The sequence below is a fragment of the Streptomyces aureus genome, assembly GCF_000725495.1.
Taxonomy (GTDB): domain Bacteria; phylum Actinomycetota; class Actinomycetes; order Streptomycetales; family Streptomycetaceae; genus Streptomyces; species Streptomyces aureus_B.
In genome coordinates this window covers 13,500-29,609 of sequence record NZ_JNZD01000013.1, presented here as the reverse complement: position 1 = coordinate 29,609, position 16,110 = coordinate 13,500, and the positions used below count along the sequence as shown (strand labels likewise).

Genomic DNA, 16,110 nt, shown 5'->3' with positions numbered 1-16,110 from the left:
GCGCAGGTCTGGTGATCGGGAACCCGGCGTGGGATCGTTTCGCGGTGACCGATATCGCCGCCGGAACGACCGCGTCGGGGCGGCCCGACGACCGCATACCGTCCGTCCTGCGCTTCACGACGGAGATCGTGGCCTGGGTGGCGACCCCCTGGGCCTTGTCCGACCGTTCGTGGTTGCTGGCCGTGGCTTCCGTCGTGCTGCTCATCGGTGCCCCGACCGTCTTCGCCACCCCGGGGGACAAGGCCAACGTCCTTGTCCCGGTGCCGGGTTGGGTGACCGTACTGCTGGTGCTGCTTCAGCTCGTCTCGGCGGTGGTGTTCTCGTGGCTCGCCTGGCCCGCCTGGGCGGCGGTCCCCGTCACCGTGCTGGCCGCCGCCACCTGTGTGACGGAGCGGCGGCGTTGGCGGTGGCTGTGGGGCAACGTGGTCTGACGTTTCGGGGCGCCGGGGCCGGTCCTCTTCAGCCGCTCACGCCGAAGTGGCTGCCCGTGGTCTCGCCGTCGTCCGTGAACGCCGCGGCGACACAGCGGAACACCCTCAGTCCCTCCGCCCATTGCGGGGCGGTCGGCGGGAGGACGTCCACGTCCCAGCGGGTGCCGTCCGAACGGCTCGCGGACGTCAGGGAGTTGCGCAGGACCTGCTGGGAGCAGAGCGCCTTCACGTCGGGATGCCGGACGAGATCCCGTGCGTTGTACGTCATCCCGTCCTTCGGCAGCGGGGCGATCGCGAAGGTCTCCCACACGTGTGCCGCGTGGCAGTCGGCGCGGCTCACCGTGATCGTCCCCGAGATGTCGGTGATGCCGCTCCAGCACTCGGGGGTCGTGACGCAGCGGCCGCCCACACCCTCGACGTCCGAGGCCGCACAGCCCCGCCGGGTGGTCCGGGTGCCGCCGAAGGCCGCGGCGGGGTCCGGCGTGACCTTGCCCGAGGCGCCGGGTGCCGGGGAACGCGTGGAGGAGGAGCCGGGGTGGTTCCCGGGCCCGTACTCCTGGACCACCCAGGTGACCGAGACGCTCACCGTGACCACCGCCGCCAGCACGCCGATCAGGCCCGGACCCCATCGGCGGGACCGGCGGCCCGCGGGCTCCGCGACGGTGGTCGTGCCGCCGCCGGCGCCCGAGGTGCGGTCGCGGGTGTCCTCGGTTCGGACACCGCCGCCCGACGTCCGGTCGTGGTCGTGGTCGTGGTCGTTTTCGGTTCGGTCGTCGTCGGGGGGCGGTCCTGTCGTTCCGCCTGCCGGGTCCGGGTCCGGGTCCGGGCCCGGGATTCGGGGGTCCGTGGGCGGTGGGGGGAGGGTGTAGGACGTGGGGGGTGTGTCCCGGTGGGCGGGGACGGTGGCAGCCGTACGGGACGCCGGTCCGAACGCTCCCCGGACCGCGCCGTCGAGGTCGACGGCGGCCAGGGCGTCCCGCAGTGCCGTCGCGTCCGGCAGCCGGGAGGAGGGGTCTGTATCCAGGGCGTGCCTGAGCACGTCGTTGAGGGCGCTCGGCACCCCGGGCAGGTCGGCGTAGGGCCAGGTGTGCCGCACGATGAGTTCCGCGAGGCTGAGCTGGGTGCCGTCGTCGGGGTGGTGCGGCGGACGGCCGCGCAGGAGGGCGTAGAGCGTCGCGGCGAGCGAGTAGACGTCGCCCGTCGTGGTGGGCTCCGCCAGGTGGAAGGCCTCGGGCGGGGCGTAGGCCGGGGTCAGCGCCTCGCGGGTCACCGACAGGTCCTGGCCCGGCCTCGGCATGGCGGCCAGGCCGAAGTCGGTGAGGGCGGCGGCTCCGTACCGGTTGACCATGATGTTGCCCGGCTTGATGTCACGGTGCAGCACCCCGGCGGAGTGCGCCGCGGCCAGCGCGTCGGCGATGCCGAGCCCGATGTTCCGGGCCTCCTCGACGGCGAGCGGTCCACGGCGGAGCAGCCGGTCGCCGAGCGAGCCGCCGGGGCAGAGCTCCATCACCATGTACGGGCGGCCGTCGGCGAGGACGCCCGCGTCGTGGACCGGGACCACGTGCGGGTGCCCGGACAGCCGGCCCGCCGCCGTGACCTCGCGCAGGAAACGCTGCCGGTCGCGGTCCGAGACCAGCGTCCTGCTGTCGACCTTGAGCGCCACCTCCCGGCCCACCGCCAACTGGTGTGCCCGGTAGACCGTGGCGAAGCCGCCCCGGCCGAGGACCTCCCGGATCTCGTATCCGGTCAGTTCCACGTGTTCGTACCGCATGGTGCCGTCATCCCCCAACGCACAGCCCGCCCACGGCATACCGTCCGGCCGGGGACCGCGCAGACTCTAGCCCAGGCGCCCGCGCGCTCACGCGTCGCCGTCGAGTTCGGCGAACCCGTCGAGCAGGGCCGCGGCCGTCGTCACGTCGTCGGTGAGGGGGCGGTCCCGCATGTCCGGGTCCAGTGCCGCCGCCGCGCGGAGGTAGGCGCGGCCCGCCGTGGTTCCGGGCGCGGGCGCCGTGCCGCGCAGTCGCAACGCCCTGACGGCGGCCACGAGTTCGCAGGCAAGGACCAGCCGGTACGGCTCCGCTGCCCGCAGCGACTTGCGGGCCGCCTGGGTCGAGAAGGTCGCCGCCTCCTCCATGCCCTGGGACAGCACCGCGTGTCCGAGCGCGGCCGGGGTGGCGCACGCCTGGATCTCGGCGAGGGCCGAGGCGGCGCTGTACTCCAGGATCATCATCCCGGACCCGGCCGAGGAGGAGTCGGCGAGGTAGGAGCGCAGGCCCGTCAGTCCGGGGCGGCCGAGCGCGGACAGCCGGGCCGCCGAGAGGCGGGCCGTCCCGAGCACGGCGAGGCCCAATTGGTCGAGCGCGAGGGTGAGCGGTGCGGTGAAGAAGCCGCCGTGGTGCAGGGCGACGGGAGCGCCCGTGCGGTCGTCCCAGCCGATGAGCGGGTTCTCGGTGGCGGAGTTGAGGTCGATCGACAGCACCCGCTCCAGGCCGGACCACGCCTCCATCGCGGGGCCGTGGGCCTGCGGGAAGCACCGGAATCCGAAGGGGTCCTGCACCCGGGCGGGCAGAGTCTTCTCCACCCGGTCCTGCACCCGGTTCTCGACCCCGGCCGGCAGGCGGTTCTCCACCGGGGCCGGCACACGGTCCTGCCTCCGGCCCGCGCGACCCGGCGGGACCGTCCCGCCGAGCAGGGCTGTTCCAGGTTCGGTCGTCCCGCCGAGCAACGCCGCTTCGGGCTGGGGCATCCCGCCGAGCAGCGCCGTTCCGCCTCCGGTCGATGCGCCGAGCGCGTCTCGGACGCGGGCCGCCGCGCGGGCGGTCGACGGGTGCGGGTGGGCCGCGTGGACCTCGGGTGCGTACGGTTCCAGGGAGCCGTCCACCGCGCACAGGGAGAGCGCCGCCACGATGTGGGCGGCGCGCAGGGGGACGCCGAGGTCGTGCCAGGCGAGCGCGGCCTGCCCGAGGGTGAGGGCGTTGCTGCTCAACAGCGCCAGCGCGTCGCCCCGTCGGAGCGGAAGGCTCTCGGGGACGGGCCGCTCGGGCGACAGGCCGTCCACGAAGCGGCCCGCGGAGTCCGCGCGGTCCCGCGTCCAGGTGTCATGGCCGAACATCGCGAGCCCGAGCCGGGCCAGCGCCGTCAGGTCACCGGTGCCCACGGACCCGTACTCGGGCACCCGGGGATGTACTCCCGCCCGCAGGGCGTCCGCGAGCGCCGTGGGTATCTCGGGGCCCAACCCCGAGCCCGCCGCGAGGAGTTGATTGGCGCGCACCACCATCATCGCGCGGACCTGCCGGGCCGGCAGGGCGGCCCCCGCACCGCCCGCGTGGCTCAGCAGCAGCCGCAGGTCGTGGCCGGCGCCGTCGTGCTCCTCGACCGGCAGTCCCCGGTGCGCCCCCACACCGGTGCTGCGCCCGTAGACGCGGGCCCCCTCCGCCGCGAGCCGTTCGGCCGCCCGCCGGGTGTGTTCCATGGCCGCGAGCGCCACCGGGGACAGGGCGGGCGGCTCCGCTCCGTCGGCGACCCGGGCCACCGTGGCGGCGTCGAGTCCCCGGCCGTCGATCGGAGTGCCGGGCGGCGCGCTCTCCGTGACCGGGTGTTCGGTGACCGGGCCGCCGGTGGCGGCGTCGGCCGTGCGCTCGAGCATGCCGGACGTTCTTTCTCCTGAGCCATGTGCCATGTGCTGTACGCCATGCGCTGTACGCCATGCGCTGTGCGCCATGTGCTGTGCGCCGCGCGCTGTGTTCGGCGCCGTCTTGCCGGGAGGCCGGACCGGGGGGCCTGTCCTCTTCACGGGGACGGCAGTCCGGGATGCCTGTCCGGGATGCCTGTCCGGGGTGGCGGTGCGGGCGGCCCGGCCGGGAGTTCGGTCTCCCGGCCCGGGGCCACCCGTCAGCCCCCCGCGGGTCCCGGCGTCAGCTCAGGCCCGCCGAGGCCAGCCAGTTCTTGGCCACGTCCAGCGGGTCCTTGTTGCCGTTCTGCACGTCACCGTTGAGCTTGACCAGGGTGTCGGTGTCGAGCTTCGACGAGACGTCGTTGAGGACCGAGACACCCGCCGCCGGCAGACCGCTCCGGAAGGTCAGCGGCGTCACGTTCTCGAACCCGAAGAGGTTCTTCGGGTCCTGCAGCACGACGAACTTGTTCTTGCCGATGCCCGGGTCGGTGGTGAAGACGTCGGCGGCCTGGATGTTGTTCTTCTGGAGGGCCGTCACCGTGAGCGGGCCGCCCGCATCCAGCGCCTTGAAGCTCTTGAAGTCCAGCCCGTAGAGGGACTTCAGGCCCTTCAGGCCCTGCTGCCGCGTCTGGAACTCGGGAGAGCCGCCGACGACCATGTCCTTCGCCACGTCGGCGAGGTCGCTGATGCTCGACTTGGCCGTGAGGTTGTACTTCTTGGCCGTCTCCTCGTTCACCGCGATGGCGTCCTTGTCCTGTGCCTCGGACGGGACCAGCAGCGAGAGCTTCGGGTCGAGCTTCGCGGAGATGGCCTGGTTCGTCTCGTCGACGGACTTCGGCGCGGCCTTGGCGTCGAGATAGGCGAGCAGTGCGCCGTTGTACTCGGGAAGGACCGTGATCGTACCGTTCTTGATCAGGCCGTACGTGGTCTCGCGGCTGCCGATGTTCAGTTTGTAACTGACCTTGATTCCCTTGGACTTGAGCGCCTCGCCGTAGATGTCGGCGAGCAGGATGCTCTCGGGGAAGTTGTTGGAACCGACCACGACCGTACCGGCCTTGGCGGTGTCGCCCTTCAACGGGTCTTTGGCGTCCGAGTCGTTGGAGGAGCCGCAGCCCGTCAGCGCGGCGGCGGCCACAACCAGCAGGGAAACAGCGGAAGTTGCAGTGGTTCGAGTGCTTCTGGCGATGGTCACGTTGGTCATCCAGACTTGGCAATCGGTGGGGCGGAGGAAGCTGGTCGGGCGCGGGTGACGGTCCTGACGATCCAATCGAGCCGCCTCAACTACCGTCAAGACACGAATAGATCACTGATGGGGACCGTACAGCTTCAGCCTGTAGGCGCAACGTGACCGATACGGGAGCGAATCAGGCGTCCTGACGGGCCACTTTTAGGTTGATCATGGCCGTACTCTGACGGCAGCCGCTAGTGTTGGCCGCGTCGAGGGCCCCCTTCCACTTGTCGGCCCGATCGCGTTCGCTCGTGACCACTGATCCACGCAGGCCCTGCTCTCGGGCTTCCAACGGGGAATGAAGTCAAGGAGGTTGGGTGCCCGCGCACAGAAAAGCCGCCTCGGGGCCGCCGGCAACGGCTCTCGGGACCGGCCGGACACCGTCCCTGCTGGACCGCTGGCCCTTCCGCCGGAAGCTCAACGTCCTGGTGATCGTGCCGCTCGCCGTCATCTCCGTGATGCTCGCCTACGTCGTCTCCGGCGAGATGGGGCGGGCCCGGTCCGCCGCCGACACCGCCCGGCTGGTGCGCGACAGTGTGCAGGTGACGAAGCTCATCGACGCCGTGCAGACCGAGCACCGGCAGGCCCTGCTGGTCTCCCTGCGCTACGAGGCGGCCGGCTCGGGCAAGAGCGCGCCGGACACGGCCGCCTATCTGGCGGCGCAGGACAAGGTCAGCGTCCGCATCGCCGCCGTCCGCTCCGTCTACGGCGACCGGTTGCCGGACGGCGAGGCGCAGGCACTGAAGGAACTCGAAGGCCTGGACAGCCTCCGCCAGACCGTCGAGCAGGGTCCGATCCCCGCCGACAACATCGACCCGGCGTACGGATCGGTGATCGAGGGGCTCATCGACGGCCTCGGTCTCGGCCGGTCGGGCAGCGAGTCCTCCTCCTCGGCGGGCGGTCTGCTCGACGCGCTGCTGCGCGCGGACACCGCCCACGCCTCCTTCGAGACCAGCGTGTTCGCCGCCCGCACCCGCGATGCCAACGCGCTGATCGAGTTCACCGCCGCCGTCGGCGACTACGAGCAGTACACCTACCAGGCCGACCGGTTCACCCGGTTCGCCGGCCCGGAACAGGGCACCGATCTCGCCCAGATCGAGCACAGCCCCTACCAGAGCGTCATCGCCCAGCACTGGGCCGCGCTCCAGGTCGACCCCGGAGCGCTGGTCGCCGAGAACGCGACCCAGTTGCGGGCCGCGCTCGGCGAGGCACTGCGCGCGGGTCCCACGTACGAGCGGCAGGCCGAGAACCGGCTGAAGATCGTCCAGTCGCTGATCGGCGAGATCGCCGGGAGCGCCCAGGACGCGTCGAACGCCGCCTGGTGGCGGGTCCTGTGGCTGATCGCCGGCAGCCTGGCCGCCTTCGCCGCCTGGCTGATGTTCTCCGTACTCACCCGGCGCTCCGTCGTCCGGACCGTACGCACCCTCACGGCCGCGGCCCAGCACGTGGCCGGCGCGGCCAAGACCGAACTGGCCCGCGTCGCGGACGACGACGCCGACGACGCGAGCCCGCCGCGACTGGAGGCCGTCCCGGTCCCGGTGCGCGACGAGATCGGCGAACTGGCCGAGGCGTTCAACCAGGTCCAGGTCACCGCCGGCGCGCTGCTGGCACGCCAGGTCGTCAGCCGGCGCAACATCGCCGAGATGTTCGGCAACGTCGGACGCCGCGTCAGCAATCTGACCGCACGTCAACTCGCCCTGATCGACTCGGTGGAGCGTGGCGAGACCGACCCCGAGGTGCTCGACCGGCTCTACCGCATCGACCACATCGCCGTCCGTCTCCAGCGCAACGCCGACAGCCTCATGCTGCTCGCCGGGATCAGCGAGACCGGTCTCAACACCGAGCCGATGCGGCTCAGCAACATCGTCCGCGCCTCGCTCGGCCAGATCGAGGGCTACCAGCGCGTCACCCCGCACGCCGAGGGCGATGTCACCGTCGTCCCCGACATCGTCGGCGATCTGACGCTGATGCTCGCCGAACTCCTGGAGAACGCCGTGATGTTCTCCCCGGCGACCAGCGGAGTCGAGGTCGTCCTGCGGCCCCGCCACCAAGGGGGCGGAGCCCTCGTCGAGATCATCGACCACGGACTCGGGATGAGCCCCGAGCGGCTGGAGCAGGAGAACGCCCGGCTGATCCGGCGCGAACGCCTCGACCTGGCGCCGACGGAGGTCCTCGGTCTGTTCGTGGTCGGCGGTCTGTCCCGGCGCTGGGGCATCGAGGTGGCGCTGTCCCGTACCCCGGGCGGGGGTGTCACCGCCACCGTCGCGGTGCCCGCGACCCATCTCGTGTCCGGTGACCCGGGCTCCGCCGCCGTGCGGGCCCCGCGGATCGAGCCGCCCGCGCGCCGCTCCGGCCCGGCCGAGCCGCGCAGGGCGCAGGTCGAGGCCCCGCCCGGACCCGCGGGCCTGCCCCGCCGGGTGCCCGCCTGGTCCAGGACCGGGGAGTCCCCGGGCCACGCCCGCCGTTCGGAGACGGCGGACAGCGGTGCGGAGCGGGCGACGACACACGGCGGCCTCCGCCCCGGCGCCGCACCCGGGTCCACAGCACCCACCGGCCCTCGCCCCGGCGCCGCACCTGGCACCACGGCGCCCACCGGTCCCCGCCCCGGCGCCGGACCCGAGGGCGCGCCGTTCGCCGGGTCCGGTCCTGCTGCCGGTCCCGAGGCCGCGCCGTTCAGCGGCCCCCTTCCCGGCTCCGGAGCCGAGGCCGATCCGTTCAGCGGCTCCCGTCCCGGCGCCGGTCCCGGGACCGCGGTACCCACCGGCTCCCGCCCGGGTGTCGGCCCCGGAGAGGATCCGTTCACCGGCTCACAGTCCGGCGTCGGCGCCGATTCGTTCACCGGCTCCCGTCCCGGCTCCGGACCTGAGGCTGATCCCTTCGCCGGCCCCCGGCCCGCTGTCGGCGCCGAGGCCGATCCGTTCACCGGTTCCCGGCCCGGCGCGGGTGCGGAGGGCGCGCCGTTCACCGGCTCCCGCCCCGGTGCCGGTGGCGAGGGTGCACGTTTCCCAGGCACCCGTCCCGGCGCCGGTCCCGAGGCCGCGCGGTTCCCCGACGCCCGTCCCGGCGCCGGACCCGAGGGCGGCGCACGGTTCACCGGCCCCCGCCCTGGCGCCGGCCCCGAAGGCGCGCCGTTGACGAGCCGCCGCCCCGGTGTCGGCCCCGGGACCACGGTGCCCACCGGCTCCCGCCCCGGTGCAGGACCGGAGGCCGCCCCGTTCGGCGGGTCCCGGACCGGAGCCGGGTACGGGGCCACGCCGCCCGCCGGCCCCGAGCGGCCCGGGGAGGCCGGTCCGTTGCGGCGCAGGGTGCGCGGCGCGACGCTGCAGTCGGCCACCGCGTCGAGCCGGCTGCCCCGCCCCGCCGCACCACCGCCCCATCGCAGACCCCCGTCCTGGCAGCCCACGGACGCCGAGGCGGCCCGCTCCGAGATCGACGAGTTCGAGGCCGCCGTCCTGCGGGCCGAACGCGAGAGCGCGGCCGAGGACCACACGACCGCGGTGACCCGGCCGGGCGGCAGACCCGGCGCCCCGGCCGGTCCCGATCCCCAGAACAGAAGACCCTCTTCCCCGGAAGGCATGAGCACGTGACCATGTGGACAGGCGGGCCCGAGTCCCCCACAGCGGAATCCACGGCGGACGTGAGGACCGCCGCTGCCGACTTCAACTGGCTGCTCAACCGGTTCGCCACAGAGACGGCCGGAGTCGTCGACGTGATCGGCGTGTCCTCCGACGGACTGCTCATCGCGGTCTCCCAACTGCGCGGCCAGGCCGACTCCGAGCGGCTCGCGGCGATCGTCTCCGGCATCACCAGCCTCGCCATGGGGGCCTCCGGCAACTACGGCCTCGGGGGCCTCAACAAGGTCATCATCGACCTGGAGGAAGGGCACGTCCTGGTGTCCTCGCTCGGCGCCGGAGCGGTCCTCGGAGTCGTCGCCTCGAAGGAGGCGAAGCTCGGCAACATCGCCTACGAGATGACCCTGTTCGCCAACCGGGCCGGCGCGGTGCTCAGCCCGCAGTTGGTGATGGAGCTGAAGAGGACCGTGGGGATCGCCCCGGCCGGCTGATGTCCGACGGCGCGTCACATGACCGGTGACGCGCCGCGACCTGAAGGGGGAGGACGTGATGACGTCCGGCGAGGCAAGGGGCGGAGGTGAGGGCGCGTGGAGCACGGAGCGCCCTGCCTCGGTCGTCCGGCCGTTCCTGCTGACAGCGGGACGGATCGCCGGCGGGGACAGCCTCGTCCCGCCGATACCGATCGAGACGCAGGTGGTGGCCACCGATGCGGGGCTGGCGACACTGGACCGCTTCGTCTTCGATCAGCACCGCGACATCATCACGGTCTGCCGCGAGCCGCAGTCGCTCGCGGAGATCGCCGCGAGACTGAGGATGCACTTGAACGTGGTCCGGGTCCTCGCCGACGATCTCCGCGCCGACGGTCAACTGGCCCTGTACGCGCCGCAGGCCCGCTCCCACCGTGATGTCTCCGTTCTGAAAAGGGTGATCGATGGTCTCCGAGCTGTCCCCGACTCCCGGGGCGCGATCCGTGAGGGATGACGACGGGCGTCCCCAGCCGCCGCTGCCGGTGAAGATGGTGATCGCGGGCGGCTTCGGCGTGGGCAAGACCACGACGGTGGGGGCCATCTCAGAGATCGAACCGCTCACCACCGAGGCGTCGATCACCTCGGTCGCCGCCGGTGTCGACGACCTCACGCACACCCCGGAGAAGGTGACGACGACGGTCGCCATGGACTTCGGCTGCGTCACGCTCGACCCGACCCTGAAGCTCTATCTGTTCGGCACCCCCGGGCAGGAGCGCTTCGGGTTCATGTGGGACGACCTCGTCGAGGGCGCGCTCGGCGGACTCGTCATCGTCGACACCCGGCGCCTGGACGACTGCTACGCGGCCGTCGACTACTTCGAGCACCGCGAGATCCCCTTCGCGGTCGCCGTCAACGCCTTCGACGGCAAGATCGAACACGATCTGGACGACGTGCGATGGGCCCTGGACGTCGCCGACCACGTGCCGCTCACCGTGTTCGACGCCCGCGACCGGGGTTCCGTACGGGACGCCCTGCTCGTCGTCCTCGAACACGCCCTGGCCAGGGCCGAGGGCTGAGCGCGGACGGGGACGGCCGGAAGCCGTCCCCGTCCCCGCCCGAGTCCCGAGTCTCGGGTCCCTACGCCGCCCGGCGCCTGCGCACGCCCGGGGACACCGCCACCCGGCCCACCGCCCAGAACAGCACCAGCACCAGCAGCGCCAGCAGGGCCGTGAGCGCGGCCCCGCCGGCCACCTTCTCGTAGTTGTGCTGGTAGAGGCCGTCCAGGATGTACCGGCCGACCCCGCCCAGGGACACGTACGCCGCGATCGTGGCCGTCGAGACGATCTGGATCGTGGCCGAGCGCAGCCCGCTGAGGATCAGGGGGAGCGCGGCCGGGACCTCCACCTGGAAGAGGATCCGCGCCTCCGGCATGCCCATGCCCCGGGCGGCGTCGACGGGGGAGGGGTCCACGGTACGGATCGCCTCGTACGTGGTGATGAGAATGGGCGGGATCGCCAGCACCACGAGCGGGATCATCACCGGCACGATGCCCAGACCCAGCCAGACGAACATCAGGACCAGGAGTCCGAAGGTCGGCAGCGCGCGCGCCCCGGCGGACAGGAAGGCGAGCACGTCGCCGCCCCGCCCGGTGTGCCCGGTGACCAGACCGACCGGCAGCCCGATGGCCGCTGCGATCCCGAGGGCCCCGGCCGTGTACTGGAGGTGTTCCCACACGCGCTGCGGGATGCCGTCGTAGCCGTGCCAGTGGGATCCGTCGTTGAAGAAGGACTGCATGAAGTTCAGTACGTTCACGAGGCGCCCTCCGCGGTGCGCGCGGGGGAGTCGCCGGACGTGGCCCCGGAGCGCCCGGCGGCCGCGCGGCCGGAGGGCGGCTGCCAGGGGGTGAGGACCCGCCGGAGCAGGACCAGCAGGGCGTCGATCACGATCGCGAGGACGGCGGTGGTGACCACCGACGTCACCGCGAGCCGCGGCAGCCGGTACAACTGCGCGTAGGTCAGCAGGTTGCCGAACGCGCCCTGGTTGCCGATCAGCGCGCCGACGCTCACCAGGCTGATGCTGGAGGCGACGGCCACCCGCAGCCCGGCCAGGATCGCCGGTACGGCGATGGGCAGTTGGACCTGGAAGTAGCGGCGCACGAGGCCGATGCCCATCGCCGAGGCGGCGGCGTTCGTCTCCTCGGGGACCGAGCGGACCCCGTCGACCACCGCCGGGACGAGCACCACGAGGCTGTACAGGCACAGCGGGATCATCACCGTCAGCCGGCTCAGCCCGGTGTAGTCGATGAGGACCACGAAGAAGGCGATCGAGGGGATCGCGTAGAGCACCGTCGAGGTCCACAGCACCGGCGCGTACAGCCAGTCGTAGTGGACGCACAGCAGCCCGATCGGCAGGGCCAGCAGCAGCCCGGCCAGCACGGGCAGGAGTGCCTCCTCCAGATGAAGGACGATCAGGCTTCCGTAGCTGTTCTGGATGGCGCTCGGTATGTGGAAGAACCCGTTCATCGCCCGGCCTTCACCGCCGCCGCGTCCTGCGGCGCGTCCGCCTTCCGGCCGCGCCGGGCCGCCCGGATCGCCGCGGCGATCCGTTCCTGCCCCACGACCCCGAGGACCTTCCCGGAGGAGTCCACGCCGACGGCGAGTCCGGTCGGTGACAGCACGGCCCGGTCCAGGGCGACCCGCAGCGAGTCGCGGCCCACCTCGAAGCTCGGGCCGGCCGGTTCGAGGGTCTTCGTGTCCCCGTCCCAGTCGTCGGGTTCGGTCCAGCCGAGCGGCTTGCCGTCCGTGTCCGTGACCAGCACGGACGTCCCCTCGGGCAGGCGTTCGGCGGTCTCCCGCCGGTCGGAGCCGAGGGGGAGGAGGAGCGAGCTGTCGAGTTCCAGGTCACGGGTGGACAGGAACGACAGACCGCGGATGCCCCGGTCCGAGCCGAGGAACTCCTCGACGAACGGATCGGCCGGGGCCGAAAGGATCTCGTCGGGGGCAGCGAACTGTGCGAGCCTGCCGCCGGTGCGCAGCACGGCGATCCGGTCGCCGATGGTGATCGCCTCGTCCATGTCGTGGGTGACGAACACGATCGCCTTGCCCAGTTCGCTCTGGATGCGCAGCAGTTCCTCCTGAAGGCCCCGGCGCACCACGGGGTCGACCGCGGAGAACGGCTCGTCCATGAGGAGGATCGGCGGGTCCGCCGCCAACGCCCGGGCGACGCCGACCCGTTGCTGCTGACCGCCGGAGAGCTGGTACGGATAGCGGCGGGCCATGGCCGGGTCGAGGCCGACCCGCTCCATGAGGTCCGCGGCCCGCTCGCGGGCGCGCTGCTTGGACCAGCCGAGCAGCCGGGGAACGGTGGCGATGTTGTCCAGGATCGTCCGGTGCTGGAAGAGACCGGCGTTCTGGATGACGTAACCCATGGAACGGCGCAGGGTGTTGACCGGCCGGTCGCGGATGTCCTGGCCGTCGACGCGGATCGTGCCGCCGCTCGGCTCGATCATACGGTTGATCATGCGGAGCGTGGTGGTCTTGCCGCAGCCCGAAGGTCCGACGAGAACGGTGATGGAGTGGTCCGGTATCTGGAGGGACAGGCGATCGACGGCCACCGTGCCGTCGGCGTATCGCTTGCTGACATCTTCGATGGCTATCAAGCGTCGAAACCCTTCGGGAACGGCCTTGCCCGCGCGTGGCGCGATCACGTGCACGAGAAGTGCGTAGTCTAGTCAGTCCTTGTTCGTTCCCGGCCATGACAGATCGTGAATGTCGTGCGTACGTCCGCTATTTCAGGGCGCGCCGAGGACCGGTCCCGGAGGCCCCTCCGGTGGCGAGCCGGTCGCCGCGCAGGACCCGCAGATGGAGCGCGGCCCAGGTGCGCAGCGGTCGCCACGCCTGTGAGATCTCGGTCAACTCGCGCTCGGTTCCGTACTGTTCGGCGATCTCCGCGGCGAGCCTCGGTTCCTGCGTCGGCAGGACGTCCGGGTGGTTCGCGCCCCGGACGACGACGAGTTCGGCGGCGAAGGCGCCCAGCCCCTTGGCCTGTCGGACCTGGTGCATCGCCTCCCGCGGTTCCAGGGAGCGCAGTCGGGCGCCGTCGAGCACGCCGTCGAGCGCGGCCCGCGCCACGGAGTGCAGGTACTCGGTCTTGCGCCAGGGCAGTTCGGCGTCCAGGCGGAGCAGGGCCGCGGGTGCCGGGAACGCGCCGCCGGTGCCGTACTCGCAGATGAGGTCCTCCCGCATGCGGCGGGCCGCGGGCATCCCGGTGCGCTGGGTCAGCACCGCCCAGCAGGCGGCTTCGTACGGAGAGTGGAAACCGCACGGCCGCAGTCCCGGCCGGCGTGCCTGGATCCGGCCGATCACCGGGTCGCGGTCGCCGACCCCGGGCCAGCCGCGGGCGTCGACGTCCAGGGCGAGGAAGCGGCGCACCTGCTCGGCGGCGGCGTCCAGATCCCCGTCACCCGTGACCGTGATGCGGGCGGTGGACCCCTGCTGGGTCACCTCGGCCGTGACCTGCCGCCAGTCGGTGTCGGCGGGGAAGACGGTCCGCAGCGCCGCCCCCGCGCCGTCCCGGGGCCCGGCGGGCGGTACGGGCGCCATCTCCTCCCAGAACTCCCTGCTGTTCTCCAGGGACCAGGGACCTGTCACCTCGAACTCGGCCGTGTGCCGCGCCATACCGGACCTCCCGCTCGGGACACGTTCTCCGTGTCGACGAGCCCTACTGTGGAGGCGATACCTGACAGTCTCTGTCAGCTATTACGGGCGGCCGTCGGAAGATCTACGAGCGGCCGGCGGAAACCGCGCTGACCAGTTCCCGCGACGGCACGCGCTCGTGACGCTCACGGCTCTCGGGGGCCGCCTGCGCGAGCTCCTGCCCGCCCTGCCGCCACAGCCACAGGATGTCGCGGCCGAACGACCACACCAGCAGCCCGAGCGCCGTCAGCACGGCCGCCATCTCCACGTCGTACGGCAGCAGTCCGGAGCCCGCGACCAGCAGGATCACGCCCTGGAGGGCCGCCACCGTCTTGCGCGCCATGCTCGGCGGCAGCTCGCCGTTCAGCCACGGGAGCACCCGGGCGGCGGCGACGAAGACGTAGCGCATGGTGCCGATCAGCAGCACCCACGGACCCAGCGACATGCCGACGTACACGCTCAGCACGAGGATCAGGAACGCGTCCACCTCCATGTCGAAGCGGGCGCCGAGCGCCGAGGAGGTGCCGGTGCGCCGGGCGACCTTGCCGTCGACGCCGTCCAGGATCAGGGCCACCGCCGTCAGACCGACCAGCAGGCTCACCGGGGGCGAACTCTCGAAGGAGTCCGCGACCAGCGCGGTGACACCGCCGACCAGGATGGCGCGGCCGAGCGTGACCCGGTTGGCGGGTCCGAAGGAGCGGGGCCGGGTGCGCCGCAGTGCACGGGTGAGCACCGCCCACGTGGCGAAGGCGAACACCAGGCCGGTCAGCCAGCCCGCGGGCCCCATCCCGATCGCCGTCCCCAGCAGGGCCAGGACCAGGAGCTGCACGCCGGCTCCCACCATGGTCTCCTGCTGGGGGAGCCTTGCGCCGTACATGTTGTTCAGGGCCACCGCAGATCCTCCGGCCGAATGACAGATTCGATCATCGCCGCGTACCGTGTGCGCGACTTGTCACTGCTCCGTACGTGAAGATCTGCGGAATCGTTCAGGGGGACGCTCATGGAACTCACAGCTCGCGCCTTCTGGCTCGCCGCGCCGGGCCGTGGCGAGATCCGTGACATCACCCTCGACGCGCCCGCGGAGGGCGAGGTGCTGGTCCGGGCGCTCTACTCCGGGGTCAGCCGTGGCACCGAGACGCTCGTGTTCCGCGGGGGAGTGCCGGAGAACCAGTACGCCTCGATGCGCGCCCCGTTCCAGGAGGGCGACTTCCCCGCTCCGGTGAAGTACGGCTATCTGAGTGTCGGCCAGGTGGAGGAAGGACCCGCGCACCTCGTCGGACGGACGGTCTTCTGCCTCTACCCGCACCAGACCCGCTACGTCGTCCCGGCGAGCGCCGTCACCCTCGTGCCCGAGTCGGTGCCCGCCTCCCGCGCGATCCTCGCCGGCACGGTCGAGACCGCGGTGAACGCCCTGTGGGACGCGGCCCCGCTGGTCGGCGACCGGATCGCCGTGGTCGGCGGCGGCATGGTCGGCTGCTCGGTCGCGGCGCTGCTCGCCCGTTTCCCCGGCGTGCGGGTCCAGCTCGTCGACGCCGACCCGGCGCGCGCAGAGACAGCCCGCGCGCTCGGCGTCGACTTCGCGCTCCCCGAGGACGCCGGGGGCGAACGGGACCTGGTCGTGCACGCGAGCGCCACCGAGGCCGGACTGAACCTCGCGCTCGGCCTGCTCGCCCACGAGGGCACCGTCATCGAGCTGAGCTGGTACGGGGACCGCCGGGTCGCCCTGCCGCTCGGGGAAGCGTTCCATTCCCGCCGGCTGACCCTGCGCAGCAGCCAGGTGGGGTCCGTCTCCCCCTCCGCCCGGGCCGGACGCACGTACGCGGACCGTCTCGCGCTCGCCCTCGACCTTCTCGCCGACCCGGCCTTCGACGCCCTGGTCACCGGCGAGTGCTCCTTCGGCGAACTCCCCGGCGTGATGGGGAAACTGGCCTCCGGATCGATACCCGCCCTGTGTCACCGGGTCGCCTACGAAGAGGTTTGAGCCGACGAGAACCGGCCTGACCTCTGCGGACTCCGAAGAAAGGGCAACACGCGGCTGAACAAGG

Annotated in this window: 14 protein-coding genes; 6 read left to right on the top strand and 8 right to left on the bottom strand. The window is 72.4% G+C overall.

Features of this window, described 5'->3' with window-relative positions; translation table 11 throughout:
- The first annotated feature begins 44 nt into the window (after positions 1–44).
- Positions 45–431: a hypothetical protein gene (locus tag IO36_RS18675; protein WP_107065761.1), complete on the top strand. Its 387-nt coding sequence runs from the start codon at positions 45–47 to the stop codon at positions 429–431.
- Between the two features lie 28 nt (positions 432–459).
- Here the strand turns inward: IO36_RS18675 and IO36_RS48945 are convergent, their stop codons facing one another.
- The 3 genes from IO36_RS48945 to IO36_RS18660 form a co-directional block, all read right to left on the bottom strand.
- Positions 460–2,202 carry a serine/threonine-protein kinase gene (locus tag IO36_RS48945; protein ID WP_107065744.1) on the bottom strand — a complete coding sequence of 581 codons (1,743 nt, stop codon included), beginning with the start codon at positions 2,200–2,202 and terminating at the stop codon, positions 460–462.
- A gap of 87 nt (positions 2,203–2,289) precedes the next feature.
- Entirely contained in the window at positions 2,290–4,077 is a 1,788-nt protein-coding gene (locus IO36_RS18665) for an aromatic amino acid lyase (RefSeq protein ID WP_037621289.1), read from the bottom strand.
- A gap of 268 nt (positions 4,078–4,345) precedes the next feature.
- On the bottom strand, positions 4,346–5,305 hold the full coding sequence (locus tag IO36_RS18660; RefSeq protein ID WP_037621287.1) for an ABC transporter substrate-binding protein: 960 nt from the start codon (positions 5,303–5,305) through the stop codon (positions 4,346–4,348).
- A gap of 344 nt (positions 5,306–5,649) precedes the next feature.
- Here IO36_RS18660 and IO36_RS48215 point away from each other — a divergent pair, with 344 nt between their 5' ends.
- Genes IO36_RS48215 through IO36_RS18640 form a run of 4 tightly spaced genes read left to right on the top strand, consistent with a single transcriptional unit; the run spans position 5,650 to position 10,447 of the window.
- Entirely contained in the window at positions 5,650–8,919 is a 3,270-nt protein-coding gene (locus tag IO36_RS48215; RefSeq protein ID WP_051900633.1) for an ATP-binding protein, read from the top strand.
- A 2-nt stretch (positions 8,920–8,921) separates the two neighbouring features.
- A complete protein-coding gene (locus IO36_RS18650; protein WP_037621286.1) occupies positions 8,922–9,395 on the top strand; it encodes a roadblock/LC7 domain-containing protein in 474 nt (157 codons plus the stop codon).
- Positions 9,396–9,453: 58 nt separating this feature from the next.
- Positions 9,454–9,885 (top strand): DUF742 domain-containing protein, encoded by a 432-nt coding sequence (locus tag IO36_RS18645; protein WP_037621884.1) that lies wholly within the window; start codon positions 9,454–9,456, stop codon positions 9,883–9,885.
- Complete coding sequence (locus IO36_RS18640; RefSeq protein ID WP_078943291.1) at positions 9,836–10,447, top strand: GTP-binding protein; 612 nt, start codon at positions 9,836–9,838, stop codon at positions 10,445–10,447. Before IO36_RS18645 ends, IO36_RS18640 begins: the two co-directional genes overlap by 50 nt.
- A gap of 61 nt (positions 10,448–10,508) precedes the next feature.
- Here the strand turns inward: IO36_RS18640 and IO36_RS18635 are convergent, their stop codons facing one another.
- From IO36_RS18635 to IO36_RS18615, 5 genes are all read right to left on the bottom strand, one after another.
- The gene (locus IO36_RS18635) at positions 10,509–11,183 is read right to left on the bottom strand and encodes an ABC transporter permease (RefSeq protein WP_037621280.1); all 675 of its coding nucleotides are present in this window, start codon (positions 11,181–11,183) and stop codon (positions 10,509–10,511) included.
- A complete protein-coding gene (locus IO36_RS18630; RefSeq protein WP_051900632.1) occupies positions 11,180–11,893 on the bottom strand; it encodes an ABC transporter permease in 714 nt (237 codons plus the stop codon). The genes IO36_RS18635 and IO36_RS18630 overlap by 4 nt, the downstream gene beginning before the upstream one ends.
- Entirely contained in the window at positions 11,890–13,029 is a 1,140-nt protein-coding gene (locus IO36_RS18625; RefSeq protein ID WP_037621278.1) for an ABC transporter ATP-binding protein, read from the bottom strand. Before IO36_RS18625 ends, IO36_RS18630 begins: the two co-directional genes overlap by 4 nt.
- 127 nt (positions 13,030–13,156) lie before the next feature.
- Positions 13,157–14,047: a DNA-3-methyladenine glycosylase family protein gene (locus IO36_RS18620; protein WP_051900631.1), complete on the bottom strand. Its 891-nt coding sequence runs from the start codon at positions 14,045–14,047 to the stop codon at positions 13,157–13,159.
- A gap of 103 nt (positions 14,048–14,150) precedes the next feature.
- Positions 14,151–14,957, bottom strand: coding sequence for a CDP-alcohol phosphatidyltransferase family protein (locus IO36_RS18615; RefSeq protein ID WP_037621274.1), 807 nt, complete (start codon positions 14,955–14,957; stop codon positions 14,151–14,153).
- A 108-nt stretch (positions 14,958–15,065) separates the two neighbouring features.
- Here IO36_RS18615 and IO36_RS18610 point away from each other — a divergent pair, with 108 nt between their 5' ends.
- Complete coding sequence (locus IO36_RS18610) at positions 15,066–16,046, top strand: zinc-dependent alcohol dehydrogenase (protein WP_037621272.1); 981 nt, start codon at positions 15,066–15,068, stop codon at positions 16,044–16,046.
- Positions 16,047–16,110 lie beyond the last annotated feature (64 nt).